Source organism: Coprococcus sp. AM11-30B (genome assembly GCF_027674365.1).
GTDB classification, from domain to species: domain Bacteria; phylum Bacillota; class Clostridia; order Lachnospirales; family Lachnospiraceae; genus Allocoprococcus; species Allocoprococcus comes.
Genome location: NZ_JAQDVB010000019.1, coordinates 68,137 through 86,189, shown reverse-complemented (window position 1 = coordinate 86,189; position 18,053 = coordinate 68,137). Strand labels below are relative to the sequence as shown.

At 41.4% G+C, this 18,053-nt stretch carries 11 protein-coding genes and 1 other annotated feature; of the genes, 1 reads left to right on the top strand and 10 read right to left on the bottom strand.

The genetic code is table 11. The features are described 5' to 3' along the window. Positions 1-633 precede the first annotated feature (633 nt). From PGU50_RS13165 to PGU50_RS13140, 6 genes are all read right to left on the bottom strand, one after another. The gene (locus PGU50_RS13165) at positions 634-2,574 is read right to left on the bottom strand and encodes an AIPR family protein (RefSeq protein ID WP_118199737.1); all 1,941 of its coding nucleotides are present in this window, start codon (positions 2,572-2,574) and stop codon (positions 634-636) included. 432 nt (positions 2,575-3,006) lie between these two features. Then, the gene (leuS, locus tag PGU50_RS13160; protein WP_118199736.1) at positions 3,007-5,433 is read right to left on the bottom strand and encodes a leucine--tRNA ligase; all 2,427 of its coding nucleotides are present in this window, start codon (positions 5,431-5,433) and stop codon (positions 3,007-3,009) included. 118 nt (positions 5,434-5,551) lie between these two features. Next, positions 5,552-5,789, bottom strand: a binding site (T-box leader). Between the two features lie 87 nt (positions 5,790-5,876). Further along, the gene (locus PGU50_RS13155) at positions 5,877-6,419 is read right to left on the bottom strand and encodes a M48 family metallopeptidase (RefSeq protein WP_008369795.1); all 543 of its coding nucleotides are present in this window, start codon (positions 6,417-6,419) and stop codon (positions 5,877-5,879) included. Beyond that, positions 6,410-8,245 (bottom strand): DNA helicase RecQ, encoded by a 1,836-nt coding sequence (gene recQ, locus PGU50_RS13150; RefSeq protein WP_270247150.1) that lies wholly within the window; start codon positions 8,243-8,245, stop codon positions 6,410-6,412. The genes PGU50_RS13155 and recQ overlap by 10 nt, the downstream gene beginning before the upstream one ends. Next, complete coding sequence (locus tag PGU50_RS13145) at positions 8,238-9,179, bottom strand: TIGR03943 family putative permease subunit (RefSeq protein WP_008369798.1); 942 nt, start codon at positions 9,177-9,179, stop codon at positions 8,238-8,240. The genes recQ and PGU50_RS13145 overlap by 8 nt, the downstream gene beginning before the upstream one ends. A gap of 15 nt (positions 9,180-9,194) precedes the next feature. Further along, a complete protein-coding gene (locus tag PGU50_RS13140) occupies positions 9,195-10,361 on the bottom strand; it encodes a CobW family GTP-binding protein (protein WP_118199734.1) in 1,167 nt (388 codons plus the stop codon). Positions 10,362-10,562: 201 nt separating this feature from the next. Between PGU50_RS13140 and PGU50_RS13135 the strand changes: the two genes are divergently transcribed. Further along, on the top strand, positions 10,563-10,985 hold the full coding sequence (locus tag PGU50_RS13135; RefSeq protein WP_117555837.1) for a DsrE family protein: 423 nt from the start codon (positions 10,563-10,565) through the stop codon (positions 10,983-10,985). 214 nt (positions 10,986-11,199) lie between these two features. On the opposite strand, the gene PGU50_RS13130 is transcribed toward PGU50_RS13135, so the two are convergent. From PGU50_RS13130 to PGU50_RS13115, 4 genes are all read right to left on the bottom strand, one after another. Continuing rightward, entirely contained in the window at positions 11,200-12,810 is a 1,611-nt protein-coding gene (locus tag PGU50_RS13130) for a CvpA family protein (RefSeq protein WP_118199733.1), read from the bottom strand. A gap of 39 nt (positions 12,811-12,849) precedes the next feature. After that, entirely contained in the window at positions 12,850-14,295 is a 1,446-nt protein-coding gene (locus PGU50_RS13125) for a TrkH family potassium uptake protein (RefSeq protein ID WP_118199732.1), read from the bottom strand. 12 nt (positions 14,296-14,307) lie between these two features. Beyond that, on the bottom strand, positions 14,308-15,669 hold the full coding sequence (trkA, locus tag PGU50_RS13120) for a Trk system potassium transporter TrkA (RefSeq protein ID WP_118199731.1): 1,362 nt from the start codon (positions 15,667-15,669) through the stop codon (positions 14,308-14,310). Positions 15,670-15,834: 165 nt separating this feature from the next. Next, the gene (locus PGU50_RS13115; RefSeq protein ID WP_022220725.1) at positions 15,835-17,910 is read right to left on the bottom strand and encodes an elongation factor G; all 2,076 of its coding nucleotides are present in this window, start codon (positions 17,908-17,910) and stop codon (positions 15,835-15,837) included. Positions 17,911-18,053: the final 143 nt, after the last annotated feature.

Sequence of the window (18,053 nt, the reverse complement as noted above, 5' to 3'; positions counted from 1 at the left end):
ATAAAACTCAATATCTACTTATATGATTTTATAATTTATCTTTAACTGTTAATGACCTCCTGCTTTTTGAATCTAATATACCGGTGAAATCTTTTTCTTTATTCTACTTCATATTTTGGAATCCGTAAAGGATTACCGGAAAATTGACGGACTTATACTTGAATGATTTACTCCATTTTTACTTCAATTTTAAGCCAATATTTTAAGTTCAGCTACTTCTTCTTTTTTCTTTTCTTCTGAAACATGCGTGTATAAATCAGTTGTCATTGCCAACGTGGAATGACCTAAGACGCTCACATAAAAGCATTTGAAAAAGAACAAGTGAAAGAAGCACTTTACTTAAAATATAACGCCCAGTAACAGACAAGAGGACTTGCAAGGTTTCTGACCTTTCAAGTCCTCTGCTGTATCATGGTGCTGTTGGCTGTACCCGTTCCGTCAAGGACTGCCCTACGGCGTATCGGCTTCGCCTTGTTCCTTGACCTCACTCTAGATATTCGTCTTTACTTAAAAGTACATAGCAAACAATCCTTCTAATTTATTGTTAATATTTTTATAGTTCTTTTAGCTTTTTATAAAAACATTCCCAAACACAAAATTTTCATGACCTCTTTATTACAATGCTTTAATAATTTAATTATCTTCTAAATTTATTTTAAATTTTTCAGTATAATTTTTATATTTATCCTCAATAGTAAGATCTGTATCTATTCTATTTTTTACTTCATCCAAAAATAGTTGCTCACTCTTGGCTACTCGTATCCACGTACTTAAATTAGCCGCTTTCTGAGATACTCTTTTAATAATATCTATAGTTTGCTCCAAAAATAAGCTAGAAAATTCTTTTATTAACGCTTCTTTATACTCTTTATCAGAATAAAATTTTTCATAATTGTATACTCTAGAATCCGCAAATATATCAAACTCATTTTTATATTGATAATACATTGCAATACAATAAAACATACAAATATTAGCAATCGCGCTTACTGTTTCATAATCTTTTATTCTATTTTGAAGTTCCGCTCTTTTTTCATCATCTCTTTCTTTATCATATTTTTGCTGGGTATTTACTTTTCTTTCATTATATCGTTTACGAACATATTTTTTGGCTTCTTTATAAAGAAACTGCACAAAGAGAAGTTCATTGATTTCTTCCTTACTCTTAGAAAACAAAATACCTTTATCGTCTTCATTTATGTAGCGAAATACTTCATGATAATACTGGTTTAAAACATACTCATTCTGCGAATAATCTGTATCAAATAATGAGTTTTTTTTATCTTTTGCAATAGATGGTCTGACTTTAAATCCGGCAAAAGCAAGCTGAGCTAATTCCGTGTTAGTCGTTTTTTGATGTTTATACAACTTTACATTTTGGGGTATACTGGTACCTCTTCTTATTTCAACATAAATGTGCGGACTTTCTCCATTAATAAGCCAATCATTAAGCTTTAATTGTTCAGCACGGTTTGAAGCCATATCTCTGGTAGTAATAGGATTCTGTGTATTATTATAAATAGCTATATCAGACCTAAATTTAGGATTTTTTACTTTTAATATTCTAGTAAGAACATATACTTTTTTTAATTGTTCAATTGCGTTTGTATCATTTTCTAATTTTGCTTTTTTCAAAAATTGTCCCAATGCACTTGTTGTTTGTGCACCATTAATAATCGAAAAATTTTTCAACACAAATCTTTCAACTTCGTCCCCGTTTTTATTCTCAGTATCATAATCTTCAGCAACAACTGTAATTCCATTATTAAAAAACCAAAACTTCCCCGGTTCATTTCTAATTGTATATTCCATACCATCATATGTCTTAGATTTAACAAGTGTTTCTCTAAGATTCTGTCCAAATAAAATATTTCTTCCAAGAGTGGTATTTAAATATTTATTAGCCAATTTAGCTAAGTCATACCCACAAATATTACATAAAATTGCATCTTCATCTGGGATTTCTAATTGATCATATATAATAAAATTATTAAAGCTATCTGCTTCAAAAGCCTCTTCTGGTACTTTTGGTAATTCACCTTTTACACATTCCTTTAATACAGCTAATTCTCTTCCTGTTATTATTTTTTCATCTTTTTCTAATTCTGTATAAATAATTTCACCACAATGAACAACAATATATGTACAATTATTTCTATATGACGTATCAAAATTGGTTTGTCCCAAAACATTAACCAAATTTTCTTCAACACTTGAAGGTTTCTTCAAATAATCTTTTATTGTTCGTTTCATTGTTGCTAGATTTTTTTTAATTTCAACCTCTGGAAGCGCACTACTTTTAACTTGTATAAAATCATATGAATAATCATCTGAATCTTCATGTTCAACAACTATATCAATCCCGCTATCTGGAGGTGCCACAACATACTTTGCAAGTTCAGTTGCTTCTTCTTCTAGAAAATTTTTCTTTTTCTCCTCTCCATATAAAATATCCAACACTACAATCGGGAATGCATCTGCTTCAATATTTTGTCGTACTATAGGCTTTCCATTTGGAAGTGTTTTATATTTTTGATACGCTTTCTCTGTCATCTTTTTCAATATATTATCCATTTGACTTTCTCCTTGGTCATTATTAAGATTATATAAGAAATATCTTTTGTCCTACTATTACTATTTTTTATTTCTATTGAATAAAATTATATCATATTTCTCTTTCTTTCGCCATAACCAAAGCACTTGGGTTTAACTCAATCTCATTAGACAGACTTTCATGTTTTATTACCTACAGTTCTCAAAAAGTGTCAATGAAAAATGGCACAAATAATGCTTCCATTACCTGCGCCATTCTCTAACACTTGAAATATTTACTCCATTTTCTTTCAACTTTTACTCCAAATTTACTCCATTTCAAAAATCTCTTACGATATTTTGCGGTATTCTATGATACCTTTTCTTTGAAAAAAAACATCTGCAAACCTTGGTTTTAAGCAACCTTTTCAATATTTCCAAGCACTTTATTCTGTTGTAAGAATTTCTTCTCAATTATTTCTGAACAATGTTTATGATCTTCTTCGGAACGTAGATTTCTTTTACGATATTTCCTGTAAGTTTATCTGCGATTGCTTCTTTTCCGGCAGCGATTGCTTCTTCTTTTGTAGCCTCTGTGGAAATTTTGATGACTGCTCTTGTTTTTCCATTGATCTGTACCGGAATTTCGATTTCATCATCTTTCATGGCTTCTGTATCGTATTTTGGCCATCCGGCACGGAATACGCTTTCTTTGTTGCCAAGTTCTTCCCAGATTTCTTCTGCCATATGTGGTGCAAATGGTGCCAGTAATACAGCAAGGGTATCCAGAGTATCTCTGTCTACTCCGCCTTCCTTCTTAGCGATCGCAACCAGTGTATTTGTATGCTCCATGAATGCAGAAATAACGGTATTCAGGCTGAAGCTTTCCAGACGGGTTGTGATATCATAAACCAGTTTATGACGTACTTTGATCATCTCTTTGGTTGGTTTGATATCTTTATCCTTGCTGTCCATAAGCAGGTTCCAGAGTTTCTTAAGGAAACGGTATACACCATCGATTCCTCTGTCATCCCACTCTGCATCCAGTTCCGGTGGTCCTACGAAGAGTTCATACATTCTTAAAGAATCGCATCCATAATCTCTTACAAGATCATCCGGAGACACGACATTTCCTTTTGACTTACTCATCTTGATACCATTCTTACCTGTGATCATTCCCTGGTTGAACAGTTTGACAAACGGCTCATCAAAATCGATCACACCGATATCGCAAAGGAATTTGGTATAGAATCTTGAATACAGAAGGTGAAGTACTGCATGTTCTACACCACCGATATACATATCTACCGGAAGCATTGCATCTGCTTTTTCTCTGGATACAAGTTCTTCGTTGTTGTGATTATCTACATAACGCAGGAAATACCATGAAGATCCAGCCCACTGCGGCATGGTATTTGTCTCACGTTTTGCCGGTTTTCCACAAACAGGACAGGTTGTATTTACCCATTCATCGATTCCTGCAAGTGGAGATTCTCCTGTTCCTGTCGGTTCATAAGATTCTACATCCGGCAGTCTCAGTGGAAGCTGATCTTCCGGTACCGGTACAGCGCCACAATCCGGGCAGTGTACGATCGGAATTGGTTCTCCCCAGTATCTCTGACGGGAGAATACCCAGTCACGCAGCTTGTAGTTTACAGTTGCACGTCCGATTCCTCTTTCTTCGATGATATGTGGAGCTTCTTTCTTAAGGACAGAGCTCTCCATACCATTCCATTCTCCGGAATTGATCATCGTTCCGGAAGCCTCTGTGTAAGCTTCTGTCATATTTTCGATTTCTTTACCGTCTTTTGCAATAACCTGGATGATCGGGATGTTGAACTTGGTTGCAAATTCAAAGTCACGGTCGTCATGAGCCGGTACACACATGATGGCTCCTGTACCATAATCAGCCAGTACATAATCAGAAAGCCAGATCGGTACCTTTGCTCCGTTCAGAGGGTTGATCGCGTAAGTTCCTGTAAATACACCTGTTTTTTCTTTGTCCTGCAGACGGTCTACATTAGACTTCATAGAAGAATCGAAGATATATTTTTCTACTTCTTCTTTGTGTTCCGGTGTTGCAAGCTCTGCTGCAAGCTTATGTTCCGGTGCAAGTACCATGAAGGTTGCTCCATGAAGCGTATCTGGTCTTGTTGTGTATACAGTGATCTTATCTTCTCTTCCTTCAACCGGGAAATCTACTTCTGCACCGTAAGATTTACCGATCCAGTCTGTCTGCATCTTTTTAACTTTTTCCGGCCAGTCAAGCTTATCCAGGTCATTTAACAGACGGTCTGCATATTTTGTGATACGCAGCATCCACTGACGAAGGTTCTTCTTTGTAACTTCAGCGCCGCAGCGTTCGCATTTTCCGCCCACAACCTCTTCGTTTGCAAGACCTGTCTTACAAGACGGGCACCAGTTGATCGGGAATTCTTTTTCGTATGCAAGTCCTTCTTTGAACATCTTTACAAAGATCCACTGTGTCCATTTGTAGAAATCAGGATCTGTTGTATTGACTTCCATATCCCAGTCATAAAGCGCTGAGATCTCATTGATCTGACGTTTGATATTCGCGATGTTTGCTGCTGTCGATTTTGCAGGATGGGTTCCCATCTTGATCGCATAGTTTTCAGCCGGAAGACCGAATGCATCCCATCCCATCGGATGAATGATGTAATATCCCTGAAGCAGTTTGTAACGGCTCCACACATCGGAGATAACATAGCCTCTCCAGTGTCCTACATGAAGACCGTTTCCTGACGGATACGGGAACATGTCCAGACAATAATATTTCTTTTTCGGGTTGCCGTTTTCATCCACTTTCGGATTAACCGGATTCTCAGCCCATTTTTCTTTCCATTTCTTTTCGATTGCCTTATGATTGTAAGGTACTGCCATTTTTCTTTCCTCCTGGTATTGTTTCAGTATGAAAAAAAGTGTCTTAACCTTTTATTTAACAGGAAATTCCATCAGAATTTCCTGTTAAATAAAAATCTTTCGCCTCTTTTGATAAATTCAAAGAGACGAAAGATTAAATTCCGTGGTACCACTCTTCTTCGCCGCATCCCGGTAACATAACTTACGGTGCAGCGCACTTGTGATTCTATAACGGGAATTCCCGCTTCTGCCTATCTGAAAACCGTTCAGCAGAAGAACTCAAAGGCGAGTTCAAAGATCTGATCTGCTGCCTTGCACCGCCCGGCAGTTCTCTGTACAGACTCTAATCTTTTACTGATCCTTATCCTTGTTTTTTTCATATACCTTGTTATTATAAAAATAAATACAAGTTCCGTCAAGAGATTCTTGATTGTTTTCTACGAATTCTTGATTATTTTTACCATTTAAAATTGATTTCCGTTATCTCTCAGCCATTTTCTATATTTTTTATAGTCCGGCATCCACGTCGCCACGACCTTCCAGAATGCAGCGGAATGATTCATTTCTCTACGATGTGCCAGCTCATGCACCACAACATAATCCAGAACTCCCGGCGGCATCAGCACCAGCTTCCAGTTGTAATTGAGATTCCCCACGCTGCTGCAGCTTCCCCACCTGGTCTTCTGCTCCCGGATGGAAATACGTCCATAGGTCACACCCATTTTCCGGGCATAGTATCCGGTCCTTGCACCTAATACTTCTCTTGCCAGATTCCGGTAATATTTCTTTTCTGCTTCCGGCATCTCTCTCTTTTCCTGCCGCTTCATTGCATTTTCCTTCTGAAGCTTTACCTTCTGTCGGATCCAGTTCTCTTTTTCCAGAAGGAACCGATCAATCCGCTTTTTCTCACAGGAATAGGGTGCACGGACCGTCACCTTTCCTTCCCGGTCAACTTCGATTCCAATACTGCGCCTATCTGACCGGATCAGATGATATTCTATGTCCACGACCGGATTACCTCCAGAAAGCGCTCTCCATATTTTTCAAACTTGAACTCTCCCACACCGGAAACTTTCAGCATAGCATTCTTATTTGTCGGTTTTTCGATACACATCTGCACAAGAGTCTTATCGGAAAATACAATATAAGGCGGAACTTTTTCTTCTCTTGCTATCTCTGCTCGCAGAACGCGCAGGATTTCAAAAGACTCTTCCTGCTCTTTATTCAGAACCAGTCCGGCCGTTTTCTTCACTTTTTTCTTCGGTGTTGTCTTCGCCTCTTTCTCCGGTTCTTTTGCCATCTTCATTGTAAATGTCTCCTGCCCTGCAATCAGTGCTTCCGACTTTTCAGTCAGCTTCACAATCATATAAGAATCCGGCGTGGTCTTCAGATATCCTTCTGCCAGAAGCTGGTTGAATATCTGCCTGAGCTTCCACGATGGCGTCTTAGAAAGTACCCCGTAAGCCGGACTGACACCCATGCCATACTGCCGGATCTTCGCATTATTTGCCCCATGCACCGTATCCAGAATCACATTAATTCCATAACGCTGATGACTTTCTTTTACACACATGGCAAGTATCCTTGCCTCTGCCGTCATATCCACGGTATCAAACTGTGTCTTACAGTTTGAACAGTTCCCACAGTAATTGCTTCCGTATTCCCCAAAATACCGCAGAATATAATCACGCAGACATTCCTTTGTAAAACAATAATAAGTCATCTTTTTCAAGCGCTCCTGATCCCGCTCCATCACGATCCGGCGCGTCAGTTCATCCAGTTCCTGATTGTCGCGGTTGTTCTCAATGAACATCTGGTTTGTGATCACATCCTGTCCACTATATAAAAGCAGGCACTCCCCCGGCTCACCGTCCCGGGCGCAGCGTCCCACTTCCTGATAATAGGACTCCAAATTCTTCGGCATATTGTAATGTACGACAAAGCGGACATTGGATTTATCAATTCCCATCCCGAATGCATTCGTCGCCACCATGATCTGCTTCCGGTCATAAATGAAATCATCCTGATTATCACGCCGCTCCCGGTCTGTCAGTCCCGCATGATACCTGGTCACGGAAAACCCATCCATTTCCAGGAGTGCGCAATTTTCCTCCACCTGCTTTCTGGTCAGGCAGTAGACAATCCCGCATTGATCCGGATGCTCCTCAATAAATGCTTTGAGTGCGGCATATTTATTCTTTGGGAACTGTACCGCAAGGAACAGATTCGGTCTGTCGTAACCTGTCATTACTACTTCCGGATCCTCCAGCATCAGGATATCGATCATATCCTCTCTTACTTCTTTCGTCGCTGTTGCAGTAAATGCACTCACAACCGGCCGCTTTGGAAGATACTCTACAAACTCTGTGATCTTTAAATAACTTGGTCGGAAATCCTGTCCCCACTGGGAAACACAGTGCGCTTCATCGACTGCGATCATAGAAATATCCACGCTCATAGCAAAATCCATAAACTCTGCAGTTTCCAGCCGCTCCGGTGCCACATAGATAATCTTATATCTTCCTTCTTTTGCAAAAGCAAGTGCCTTCCGGTACTGCCCCATAGTCAGGGAACTGTTCAGATAGGCTGCATGAACCCCTGCCTGATTGAGGGATGCCACCTGATCCTTCATAAGAGAAATAAGGGGAGATATCACAAGTGTAATACCTCCCATCATCAGCGCCGGAATCTGAAAACAGATGGACTTTCCGGCTCCCGTTGGCAGTATGCCGAGTACATCCCGGCCGGACAGGATCGCATCAATCAGTTTCTCCTGTCCCGGTCGGAATCCGTCATAGCCAAAAAATTGCTTTAATACTTGAAATTTATCCAAGATATACTACCTCTTCTTCCGGTTTTTCTGCGGATTCCATCTCCAGCATATAAAGAACCGGCTGCTTTGGAACCATCGGACGGTATGCTTCGTACTCGAACTTGACGGTTACTTTTTTCCAGCTTCTCTGTGTAATCTGCGCTGCCCTTCCAAGATTACATGGATATCCATAGAAACGGATATCATCTGCGCAGCAGGTCATGATCTGTCTTCCCGGAATCAGCATATTTGCCGGCATTCCCTTCGGACGGAAAAGCTGTGCAAGGAAGGTGATCTTCTTGTGCTCGTAGCGCTCCGGATGCTCATATGCATCCACATACCAGGTACCAAAGTCCACATCATCAATGAAGATATGGTCTGCTTTCAGATCATATGGCAGATCCTCTTCTGTCTGCGGGATAATATTGCCATCCACGCCTTCAAAGATCAGCTGTGCCTGTGGGTTCTGGATCTTAAGGGCACGTCTGAACGCACTTCGGTCTGTATTTTCCCCACAACGGTTGATGATGATCAACTCAGATTCTGTAAGCTGGTTCATCAGCATATTCCGCATATTCTTCAGGTACATGTCCAACGTCTCACCGCTAACCGTTGAGTACACACCCTGAATCTCCCAGTTGCGTGGAAAATCTTCATCCAGGATTTCCTGCAGATCCCAGGTTCCATTGTACTCAATGATCACCTGGACCGGATGATAGATCTTCTCACAGTTTTCAAAGAAAGTTTTATTTAACTTTTCTCTTTCTTCTATATTGAAGAGGAACAGTCCGTTCTCATCCAGATATTTTTCCGAGTACTCTTCCTCTCCCTCTTCACACTGCAAAAGCAATGTCGGACCTTCTTCGATCCATTCCTGCTTCATCAGTGTGTCCTTGATAAATGTTGTTTTTCCACTGTCCAGAAATCCTGTACAGATATATACCGGTGTTGTCATCGCCGCTTGCTCCTCCTAGATATGGAATAACTTAATCAGATCCTCTTCTTTGAGATCTGTTCCGATCACGCATACACGTCCTGTGTAATCAGCCTGTCCCTCACGGACTTCATATTCTTCCGGAACCATATCAAACTGCTTCCAGGAACCGTCTGCCATCTGGATAATTCCTTTGGAACGAAGTACGGTTCCGTAAGCATCTGTCTCAGATAATGCTTTCAGCAGGTAATCCAGTTCTTCTTCTGTATACTTATGAGCAGTCTCCTTGCCCCAGCTCGTAAATACTTCATCTGCATGATGATGTCCTTCGTGTCCGTGGTGATGGTCATGGCATCCGCAGGTGCAGTTCTCATCATGTTCATGATGATGCTCATGCTCTTCATGGTCGTGATCATGATGGTGTTCATGGTCATGATCGTGGCATCCGCAGGTGCAGTTCTCATCATGTTCGTGATGATGCTCATGCTCTTCGTGATCGTGATGATGGTCGTGATCATGACCGCAGCCACATTCGTCATCATGATGATGGTGATGTTCGTGGTCGTCATGCTCGTGTGCATGTTCTTCCAGGATACCTTCGATCTCAGCGCCATGCTGCAGGGCATGCAAAACGGCATCTTTTCCAAGTTCTTCCCAAGGTGTGGAAATAATGGTTGCCTCTGCATTTTTCTCACGCAGCATATGCACGCACTCTTCTACCTTTTCATCTGTCATCATCTGGGTACGGCTGATAACGATCGTAGATGCATGCTCTACCTGGTTATTGAAGAATTCTCCGAAGTTCTTGAGATAGATTTTTGCTTTCTTACCGTCAACAACTGTGATTCTTCCGTCAATCTCAATATCTGCCTCATCTTTGACACCCTCGATTGCTTTTACAACATCAGAAAGCTTTCCAACTCCTGAAGGTTCGATGATGACACGATCCGGTGTATAATCTACAAGTACTTTCTGAAGTGCTTTGCTAAAATCCCCCACCAGTGTACAGCAGATACATCCTGAGTTCATCTCTGTGATCTCAACGCCGGCATCTTTTAAGAATCCGCCATCAATACCGATCTCCCCAAATTCGTTCTCGATCAGGACCAGTCTTTCTCCCGGAAATACATCCTCGATCAGTTTCTTGATGAATGTTGTCTTTCCTGCTCCCAGGAAACCAGAAATAATATCAACTTTCGTCATTTTTCGTTCCTCTTTTCTTATTATTATAATTTCATAAATTAGCCTTTTCTAACTGCAAATTGTTTCCGAGCTATATCGTATCACATTTCTTTAAAAGATGCAAATAAATAGCTTGTTAATGCATTGTGATTAGTGTATAATAGTTTTATAAAATCTCGTACTTTTTTAGTACAAATTCATAAACAAAGGAGACTTGATAATATGGTTAATTTATTGACAGGCCCAAAAGGAAGCGGAAAAACCCAGCAAATGATCGAACGTGCTAACGAAGCTGTAAAGACATGTGAAGGAAACGTATTCTTCATCAAGAAGAGCCACAGAGATACATACAGCTTATCTTTCAACATCAGAGCGATCTGCATGGATGACTATGATGTAATCACCAATACCGATGAATATCTTGGATTTATTTACGGTATGTTAAGCGCAGACCATGATATCAAAGCAATCTTTATCGACGGTATTTTAAAACACGCCGACATCACACTTGAGAACATTCCTTCTTTCATCGAAACACTGAAAAAGATCTCCAAAGAAAATGATGTAGATTTTTATGTCAGCATCAGTGCAACGAATGAACAGCTTGGTAATGTAGATTTTGAAAATTGTACACTCCTTAACTAAGATAGACATTATCCAAAAGGAGGGATGAAGATTTTCTGTAAATCTTCATCCCTCCTTTTATGGTTTTCCAAATGTGACAGAGTACATTCTTTTTATGCTATGATACCAGGGTCAAAAGGTCAGAAAGCCGATGCAAGCTTGCTTGCAAGATGATTTTTGCACTCTCGCAATCTGGTATCAAAGGGGCAAAATACCTTTTGACTCCAACATCATGCTATTTCAAAGACAAAACCGTATTTGCCTTATCCCCTTTTGCATACTCCAGTTTTACATCATCTCCCACATTGTACTTGATGATCTCAATAAAATCGACTACCGATACATCAAAAATCTCATCTGATCCTTCCAGCATAATGTAGTAATGAGAATCTCCATCTATAACGCCCTGGGCGATTTTCGTGATCTTTCCTTCGATCGTGCCGGTATCCATCTTCACTTCTTCTTTTTCCTTGATTCCATTGGTAAGAAGCAGATTATTGTAGGATTCTTCACATACACTTACCGTATCCCCGATCGCAACAACCTGGTACTTCTGGACATTGACCATTGCATACTTTTTCACAAGTCCTGCATCATCCTTAAGTGCCATAAAGTAAGTCGGCTCCCCGGAAATGTTAAGCAACAGCGGGAAAGTCGCCCGATACTTCAGGTTCTGTACCTGTCCTTCTGCCGATGCCATCGCAGAATCCTCGATCGCACCTGCCACCGGATAATACTTTGTCTCCATAGTTCTCTGGTTCATCAGAACAAATCCCACATTGGACTGGTCACTGTTTACAGAAGTTACTCCCGTGTACACCCATACATCATCATCAATCGCCAGATAATTATATCCGTTTGTTGTCTTCAGACAATCTTTCTGGCTGAGTACACTGTTAAAATACCCATGCTTTAACGTGCCATAATAATCATAAAGCTGTACCAGAAGATCTGCCGAATAGGCTCGGTCGATCCATTCCGGGACTTCATCGATCCTGTAATCCTGCATTTCGCCGGTGATCGCATTGCAGAGCACCACATGTCCTACCGTTTCTCCTCCGAAAAGACCGATATTATACTTTTTGACCGGTGCTACCCAGTATGGAACACCATTATCATCAATTTCAAAACTAAGGTCTCCGTAAATATAAGTCGGATGCGCAAAACGAAGATGACGGTAAATATTTCTTCCAAAATGCTCGCTGGTCGAATACTTCATTCCCTGCTCCAGCTTTACCATCTCCGTTGTCTGACTTGCCATATCGATCCGGATATATGCAGGAAGTCCATCTTTCCGATTGGTAAACCATTTGATCAGATTCGCATATTTCAAAGGTGACACACGGACCGGACGATCCTTGTAGTTGATCTGACTGTAGATATCGTCCACCTCAAACTGGGATACCATATCTGACATGCTTCCCATCTTCCGGTCTCCTAAAAGCTGCGCAGACTCCTTATCCAGAAGCGGGATCTGGTCAAAGGAAAGCTCCTCGATATCTTTTGTGAATTCGCCCTCTTCTACCTTCAGAAGCTGTTGGTATTTCTTCGCATTCACAATCGGTGAAGAAAGAATGGTTCCGGCCAGATAAACCACTAACAAAAGAATAAAAAGACGGACACACCATTTGAAACCTTTGGATTCTTTCATCTCCTTCAGATCAATCGCTCCGTATCGCAAGCCTTTTTTTCCTGCAAGCACAAGACCGACCGCAAGCACCAGAACAAGCACAAAATACCACACTCCGGAAGAATGGATATTAAAAGCCGGCAGTGATACATAATACCAGATTCCTGCTGCCACTAAAAGCAGCAGAAAACTAATCGCTATATTTTTCTTTTTCATAAATTCTCCTTTTCATCGTTTTACCTTACCAAGGCTGTCTTAGAATTTTCTACTCCAAAGTGACGGCGAGAACAGCATCAGGAACGGGAAGATTTCCAGTCGTCCGATCAGCATATCCACGCAGAAAACAATCTTCGAAAAGTCTGAGAACTTCGCAAAATTTTCCACCGGTCCTACCAGATTCAGTCCCGGTCCTACATTATTAAGTGTAGTAAGCACTCCGGTAAATGAAGTAGTAAAATCAAAGTTATTGATCGAGATCAGAAGCACGGATACGATCAGGATTAGTATATACGCAATAAAGTATACATATACCCCCCGCATCGTCTCTTCTTTCACTTTTTTCCCATTTATTTTTACGATATTGACTGCTTTCGGATGGATCATAGTTTTCAGCTCCCGGCGGATGCTTTTTACCAGGATCAGAAGTCTTGATACTTTGATACCACCGCCTGTTGAACCGGCAGAAGCACCGATTACCATCACAAGAAGCAGAACACATTTGGAAAGCTCCGGCCACTTGTTGAAATCTGCCGTTACAAATCCAGTTGTCGTGATCACGGATGCCACCTGGAACGCCGCATAGCGGAATGCCTTTAAAAGAGAATGATAACCTCCGGCGATATTGCAGGTGATCACAACGGTTGCTCCTGCAATGATTCCCAGGTAAGCACGCAACTCCTCATTCTTAAATACACTCTTAAATTCTTTCAAAAGCAGAAAAAAATACAGGTTAAAATTGATACCAAACAGGATCATAAATACGGTGATCACACCATCAATGTAGGCACTGTTGAAGTGTGCCACACTTGCATTGTAGCTGGAAAATCCTCCGGTACCGGCAGTACTGAATGCATGTGTCACTGCGTCAAACAGGTTCATCCCTCCTGCCAGAAGAAAAACTACCTCAATTGCAGTCAGTGCAAAATACATTCCATACAGGATCCTTGCGGTTCCTCTTGCCTTTGGAACCAGTTTATCTGCCTCTGGTCCCGGAACTTCCGCACGCATCAGATGCATGGAATTCTTCTCATCCAGAGAGGTAAGTACCATAACAAATACCAGCACTCCCATTCCACCAACCCAATGTGTCAGGGAACGCCAGAAAAGAATTCCTTTCGGAAGTCCTTCAATCTCAGTCAGGATCGTAGAACCTGTCGTCGTAAATCCGGATACTGTTTCAAAAAAAGCATCCACATAGCTTGGAATACTTTTACTGAGTACAAATGGAAGTGCACCTGCAAGTGACCAGAAAATCCAGGCCGTTGCAACAATGATCAGACCTTCTTTGGCATAAATCGTCATGTTCTCCGGGCATTTTCTGCCAAACAGCAGATAAATTGCCGTCAGGATCGCAGCTGTAATCAGAAAATAAACCGATGTGTGCTCGCCATAAATAATTCCAACCATCATCGGAAGCAGCATCAGCAGTCCCTCTACTCCCATCATCTTACTGATGATATAGCGTATCATTTTCACATTCATTTCTTTTCACCCCTATTGCTCAGCCAGAATATCTGTGATATCCTTAACTTTCTTCTGGGTCGTAACGATTACAACACTGTCGCCCACCTGAATGGATTCATTCCCGTCCGGAATAATAATCTGCCGTTTTCTTCCGATACATGCGATCAGATTGTTCGGCTTCAGTTCCAGATCCTTAAACGGGATATCTGTATATTCTGTTTTTTCTTTGATAATAAATTCCAGTGCTTCTACTCTTCCGCCAACCAGCTGATACATAGATTCAACATTGACATTCTTGAGAGAATTCTGGCGTGCACGCACATAACTCATGATCGCATCTGCTGTTGCAGTCTTTGCTGATACAATCAGATCGATCCCAAGTTCCTCGACAAGCTGGGCACGTCCGTCTTCGTTGACCTTTGCCACGATCTTGTCCACACCTTTTGTCTTTGCAAAAAGTGCAAGGATAATATTCTCCTCATCCATACCGGTCAGGCTGACCAGGGCATCTGCCTGTTCAATTCCTTCTTCGATCAGAAGGTCATGGTCTGCGGCATTCCCACAGATGATCGTCGCTTTCGGAAGCTGGTCGCAGAGATCTTCGCATTTCTTCCAGTCCTGCTCAATGATCTTAACCTGCATACCAAGTCCTAAAAGCTGTTTTGCCAGATAATATCCGACTTTTCCCCCACCACAAACCAGAATATTCTTCGGCTCTTTCCGCTTTCCGATCAGATGGAAAAATTCTTCAATATATTTGTGGGATGCAACAATATGAAGCCGGTCTCCATCATGGATGACAAAATCACCATTCGGGATGATCACTTCCGATCCACGTCTTACAGCACATACCAGAACTTTGATCTGGAACTTGCGGTAAAGCTCAGCAAGCGATACTCCGCCCAGATGGCTTCTTTCTTTGACAATGAATTCTACCATTTCGACTTTTCCCTTCATAAAAGTCTCTACCTTTGCAGTATCCGGAAGAAGGATCGATCTGGAAATCTCAAATGCAGCCATAAGTTCCGGGTTGACAGCCATACTCAGTCTTAAGTCCTCTTTCAAAAGATCGATCTGCTGATAATAGATTGGATTCCTTACACGGGCGATCGTGTGCTTTGCCCCCAGTCTCTTTGCGAGCAGGCAGCTCAGCATATTCAGTTCGTCTGTCGATGCACATGCCACAACAAGATCAGCGCCCGGCACTCCTGCTTCTTTCTGCACTTTCGCATCTGCACCATCTCCGGTAATGCAGAGAATATCAAGCTGATTCAGTGCTTCTTTTAATTTTCCCTCATTCTGGTCAATCAAAACCACATCGTAATTTTCTTCGGATAACTGTATGGTCAGTTTATGACCAACCTTCCCGTCCCCAATAATTACAATTTTCATTTTTCTTTTCCTCTACTTTTTCTCTTAATACTAAACCTTTAATACTAAAATTGTATAAAATACCAATGTGACAGCCGAAGCTGCCACCATCATAATATGTATACCACTTTTAGTACGAAAGTACAATAGAAAAAACCGGGATTTTCTCCCGGCTTTTCCTTATTCTTATTCTTCAGCTGCACGCTTTTCAATTTCTTTTTCCTGTACATCTGCCGGAGCCTGTTCATAACGGGCAAATTCATACGAATAGCTTCCTCGTCCACCTGTCATAGAACGAAGTGTTGTGCAATATCCAAACATGCCTGTCATCGGTACATCCGCTTCAATTACCTGATATCCGCCTGACTGTGGATTCATTCCAAGAACACGACCACGTCTCTTGTTCAGATCTCCCATAACGTCTCCGGTATAATCATCCGGAACGGTTACTTTCACAGATGCGATTGGCTCAAGAAGAACCGGTCCTGCTTCCATAAATCCTTTCTTAAATGCCTGGATCGTCGCAGTCTTAAATGCCATTTCAGAAGAATCTACCGGATGGTAAGATCCATCATACAGGGTTGCTTTCACGCCAACTACCGGATATCCGGCGAGAGGTCCTTTTAATACAGATTCCTGCAATCCTTTTTCAACTGCCGGGAAGTAGTTCTTCGGAACAGCACCTCCGACTACTTCTTCCTGGAATACATACGGTGTATCCAGATCTCCGGATGGTTCAAAACGCATCTTAACATGTCCATACTGTCCATGTCCTCCGGACTGTTTCTTATACTTGGTATCTACATCCGAGTTCTTGCGGATCGTCTCACGGAACGCAACTTTTGGTGTCTCCAGTCTGATTCCGACTTTGTAACGCTCTGCCAGCTTGCTTGCTGTCACTTCCAGATGCTGGTCACCCATTCCATAAATCAGTGACTGGCGGTTCTCACTGTCATTTACCACTTTCAGTGTCACATCCTCTGCCATCATCTTCGCAAGAGCCTGTGATACCTTGTCCTCATCACCTTTGTTATTCACTACATACTTCATATATGTATACGGTTTGGAGTATTCGGTTCTTCCATAAGATACCGGTGTATTTTTTGTTGAAAGGGTATCCCCTGTCTTTGTACTTGTCAGTTTTGCAATCGCTCCGATATCACCTGCAAACAGTTCCTGAACTTCTACCGGTTTGTTGCCGGATAAGGTGTAGATCTTGCCGATCTTTGCTTCTGCATCTGACTCCGGATTGTAAAGGACATCATCCCCCTTTAATACACCGGAACATACTTTTACGAAAGAATATTTTCCGATAAACGGATCTACCATGGTCTTGAATACATATGCGGTCTTTGCGGCTGCAAAATCATGATGTGCTTCAAAGATCTCATTGGTCTTACGGTTGATACCTACGCATTCACGGTATTCCGGACTTGGGAAAAATCTTACGATATCAGACAGTAAGTTTGCAACACCCTGTGCCTGAACATTGGATCCCATTGCTACCGGAACGATATCTCCGTCCATAACTTCTGTTCTCATGGCAGAGCGGATCTCTTCAACCGAGAATTCATCTCCCTCAAAATAACGTTCCATAAATGCTTCACTGGTCTCTGCCACTGCTTCAAGAAGCTTCTCTCTGTAAATCTGCAGGTTCGGCAGACAGTAATCCGGAATCTCACACTCTTCTCTCTGTCCAAGTCCGGTGTATCTTCTACCTGCATTCTTGATAACATTGACATAACCTACTAATTTCTCGTTCTCACGGATCGGTTGGAAATGTGGTGCGATCACTTTACCGTATCTTGCGGTCAGATCTTCAACAACCTGACGGAAGCTGGCATCATCCACATCCATCTCAGTAACATAGATCATACGCGGAAGATTATACTTATCACAGAGCTCCCATGCTTTCTCGGTTCCTACCTGCACACCGGCTTTTCCGGAAACAACGATAACAGCTGCATCGGCTGCGCTGACTGCTTCTTCCACTTCTCCGACAAAATCAAAATATCCAGGTGTATCAAGGATATTAATCTTTGCTTTTTCCCATTCAATCGGAATCAGACTTGTGCTAAGTGAGAATTTACGTTTCTGTTCTTCTTTATCAAAATCACTGATCGTATTACCGTTCTCAACAGATCCCATACGATTTGTTGCTCCAGATACATAAGCCATCGCTTCTGCCAGACTGGTCTTTCCGCTTCCCCCATGTCCTAAAAGGACCACGTTTCTAATTTCATCCGTTCTGTAAACCTTCATGCTTGCTGCCTCCTTGCTAAAGTTTCTCATGGATATATTGTACTAAACTTTCTATAAAAACACAACTATTTTATAGAATTTCAACAAAAACTTTCACTTTTACACTTTAAAGTATTGCTTTATTGACAGATAGCCTGTTTTCC

Excerpts from the sequence above, each read along its gene's own strand:
- PGU50_RS13140 (WP_118199734.1), bottom strand. The coding sequence starts at position 10,361 with ATGACGAAAGTTGATATTATTTCTGGTTTCCTGGGAGCAGGAAAGACA.
- PGU50_RS13165 (WP_118199737.1), bottom strand. The coding sequence starts at position 2,574 with ATGGATAATATATTGAAAAAGATGACAGAGAAAGCGTATCAAAAATAT.
- PGU50_RS13115 (WP_022220725.1), bottom strand. The coding sequence starts at position 17,910 with ATGAAGGTTTACAGAACGGATGAAATTAGAAACGTGGTCCTTTTAGGA.
- PGU50_RS13130 (WP_118199733.1), bottom strand. The coding sequence starts at position 12,810 with ATGAAAAAGAAAAATATAGCGATTAGTTTTCTGCTGCTTTTAGTGGCA.
- trkA (WP_118199731.1), bottom strand. The coding sequence starts at position 15,669 with ATGAAAATTGTAATTATTGGGGACGGGAAGGTTGGTCATAAACTGACC.
- leuS (WP_118199736.1), bottom strand. The coding sequence starts at position 5,433 with ATGGCAGTACCTTACAATCATAAGGCAATCGAAAAGAAATGGAAAGAA.
- PGU50_RS13135 (WP_117555837.1), top strand. The coding sequence starts at position 10,563 with ATGGTTAATTTATTGACAGGCCCAAAAGGAAGCGGAAAAACCCAGCAA.
- PGU50_RS13145 (WP_008369798.1), bottom strand. The coding sequence starts at position 9,179 with ATGACAACACCGGTATATATCTGTACAGGATTTCTGGACAGTGGAAAA.
- PGU50_RS13125 (WP_118199732.1), bottom strand. The coding sequence starts at position 14,295 with ATGAATGTGAAAATGATACGCTATATCATCAGTAAGATGATGGGAGTA.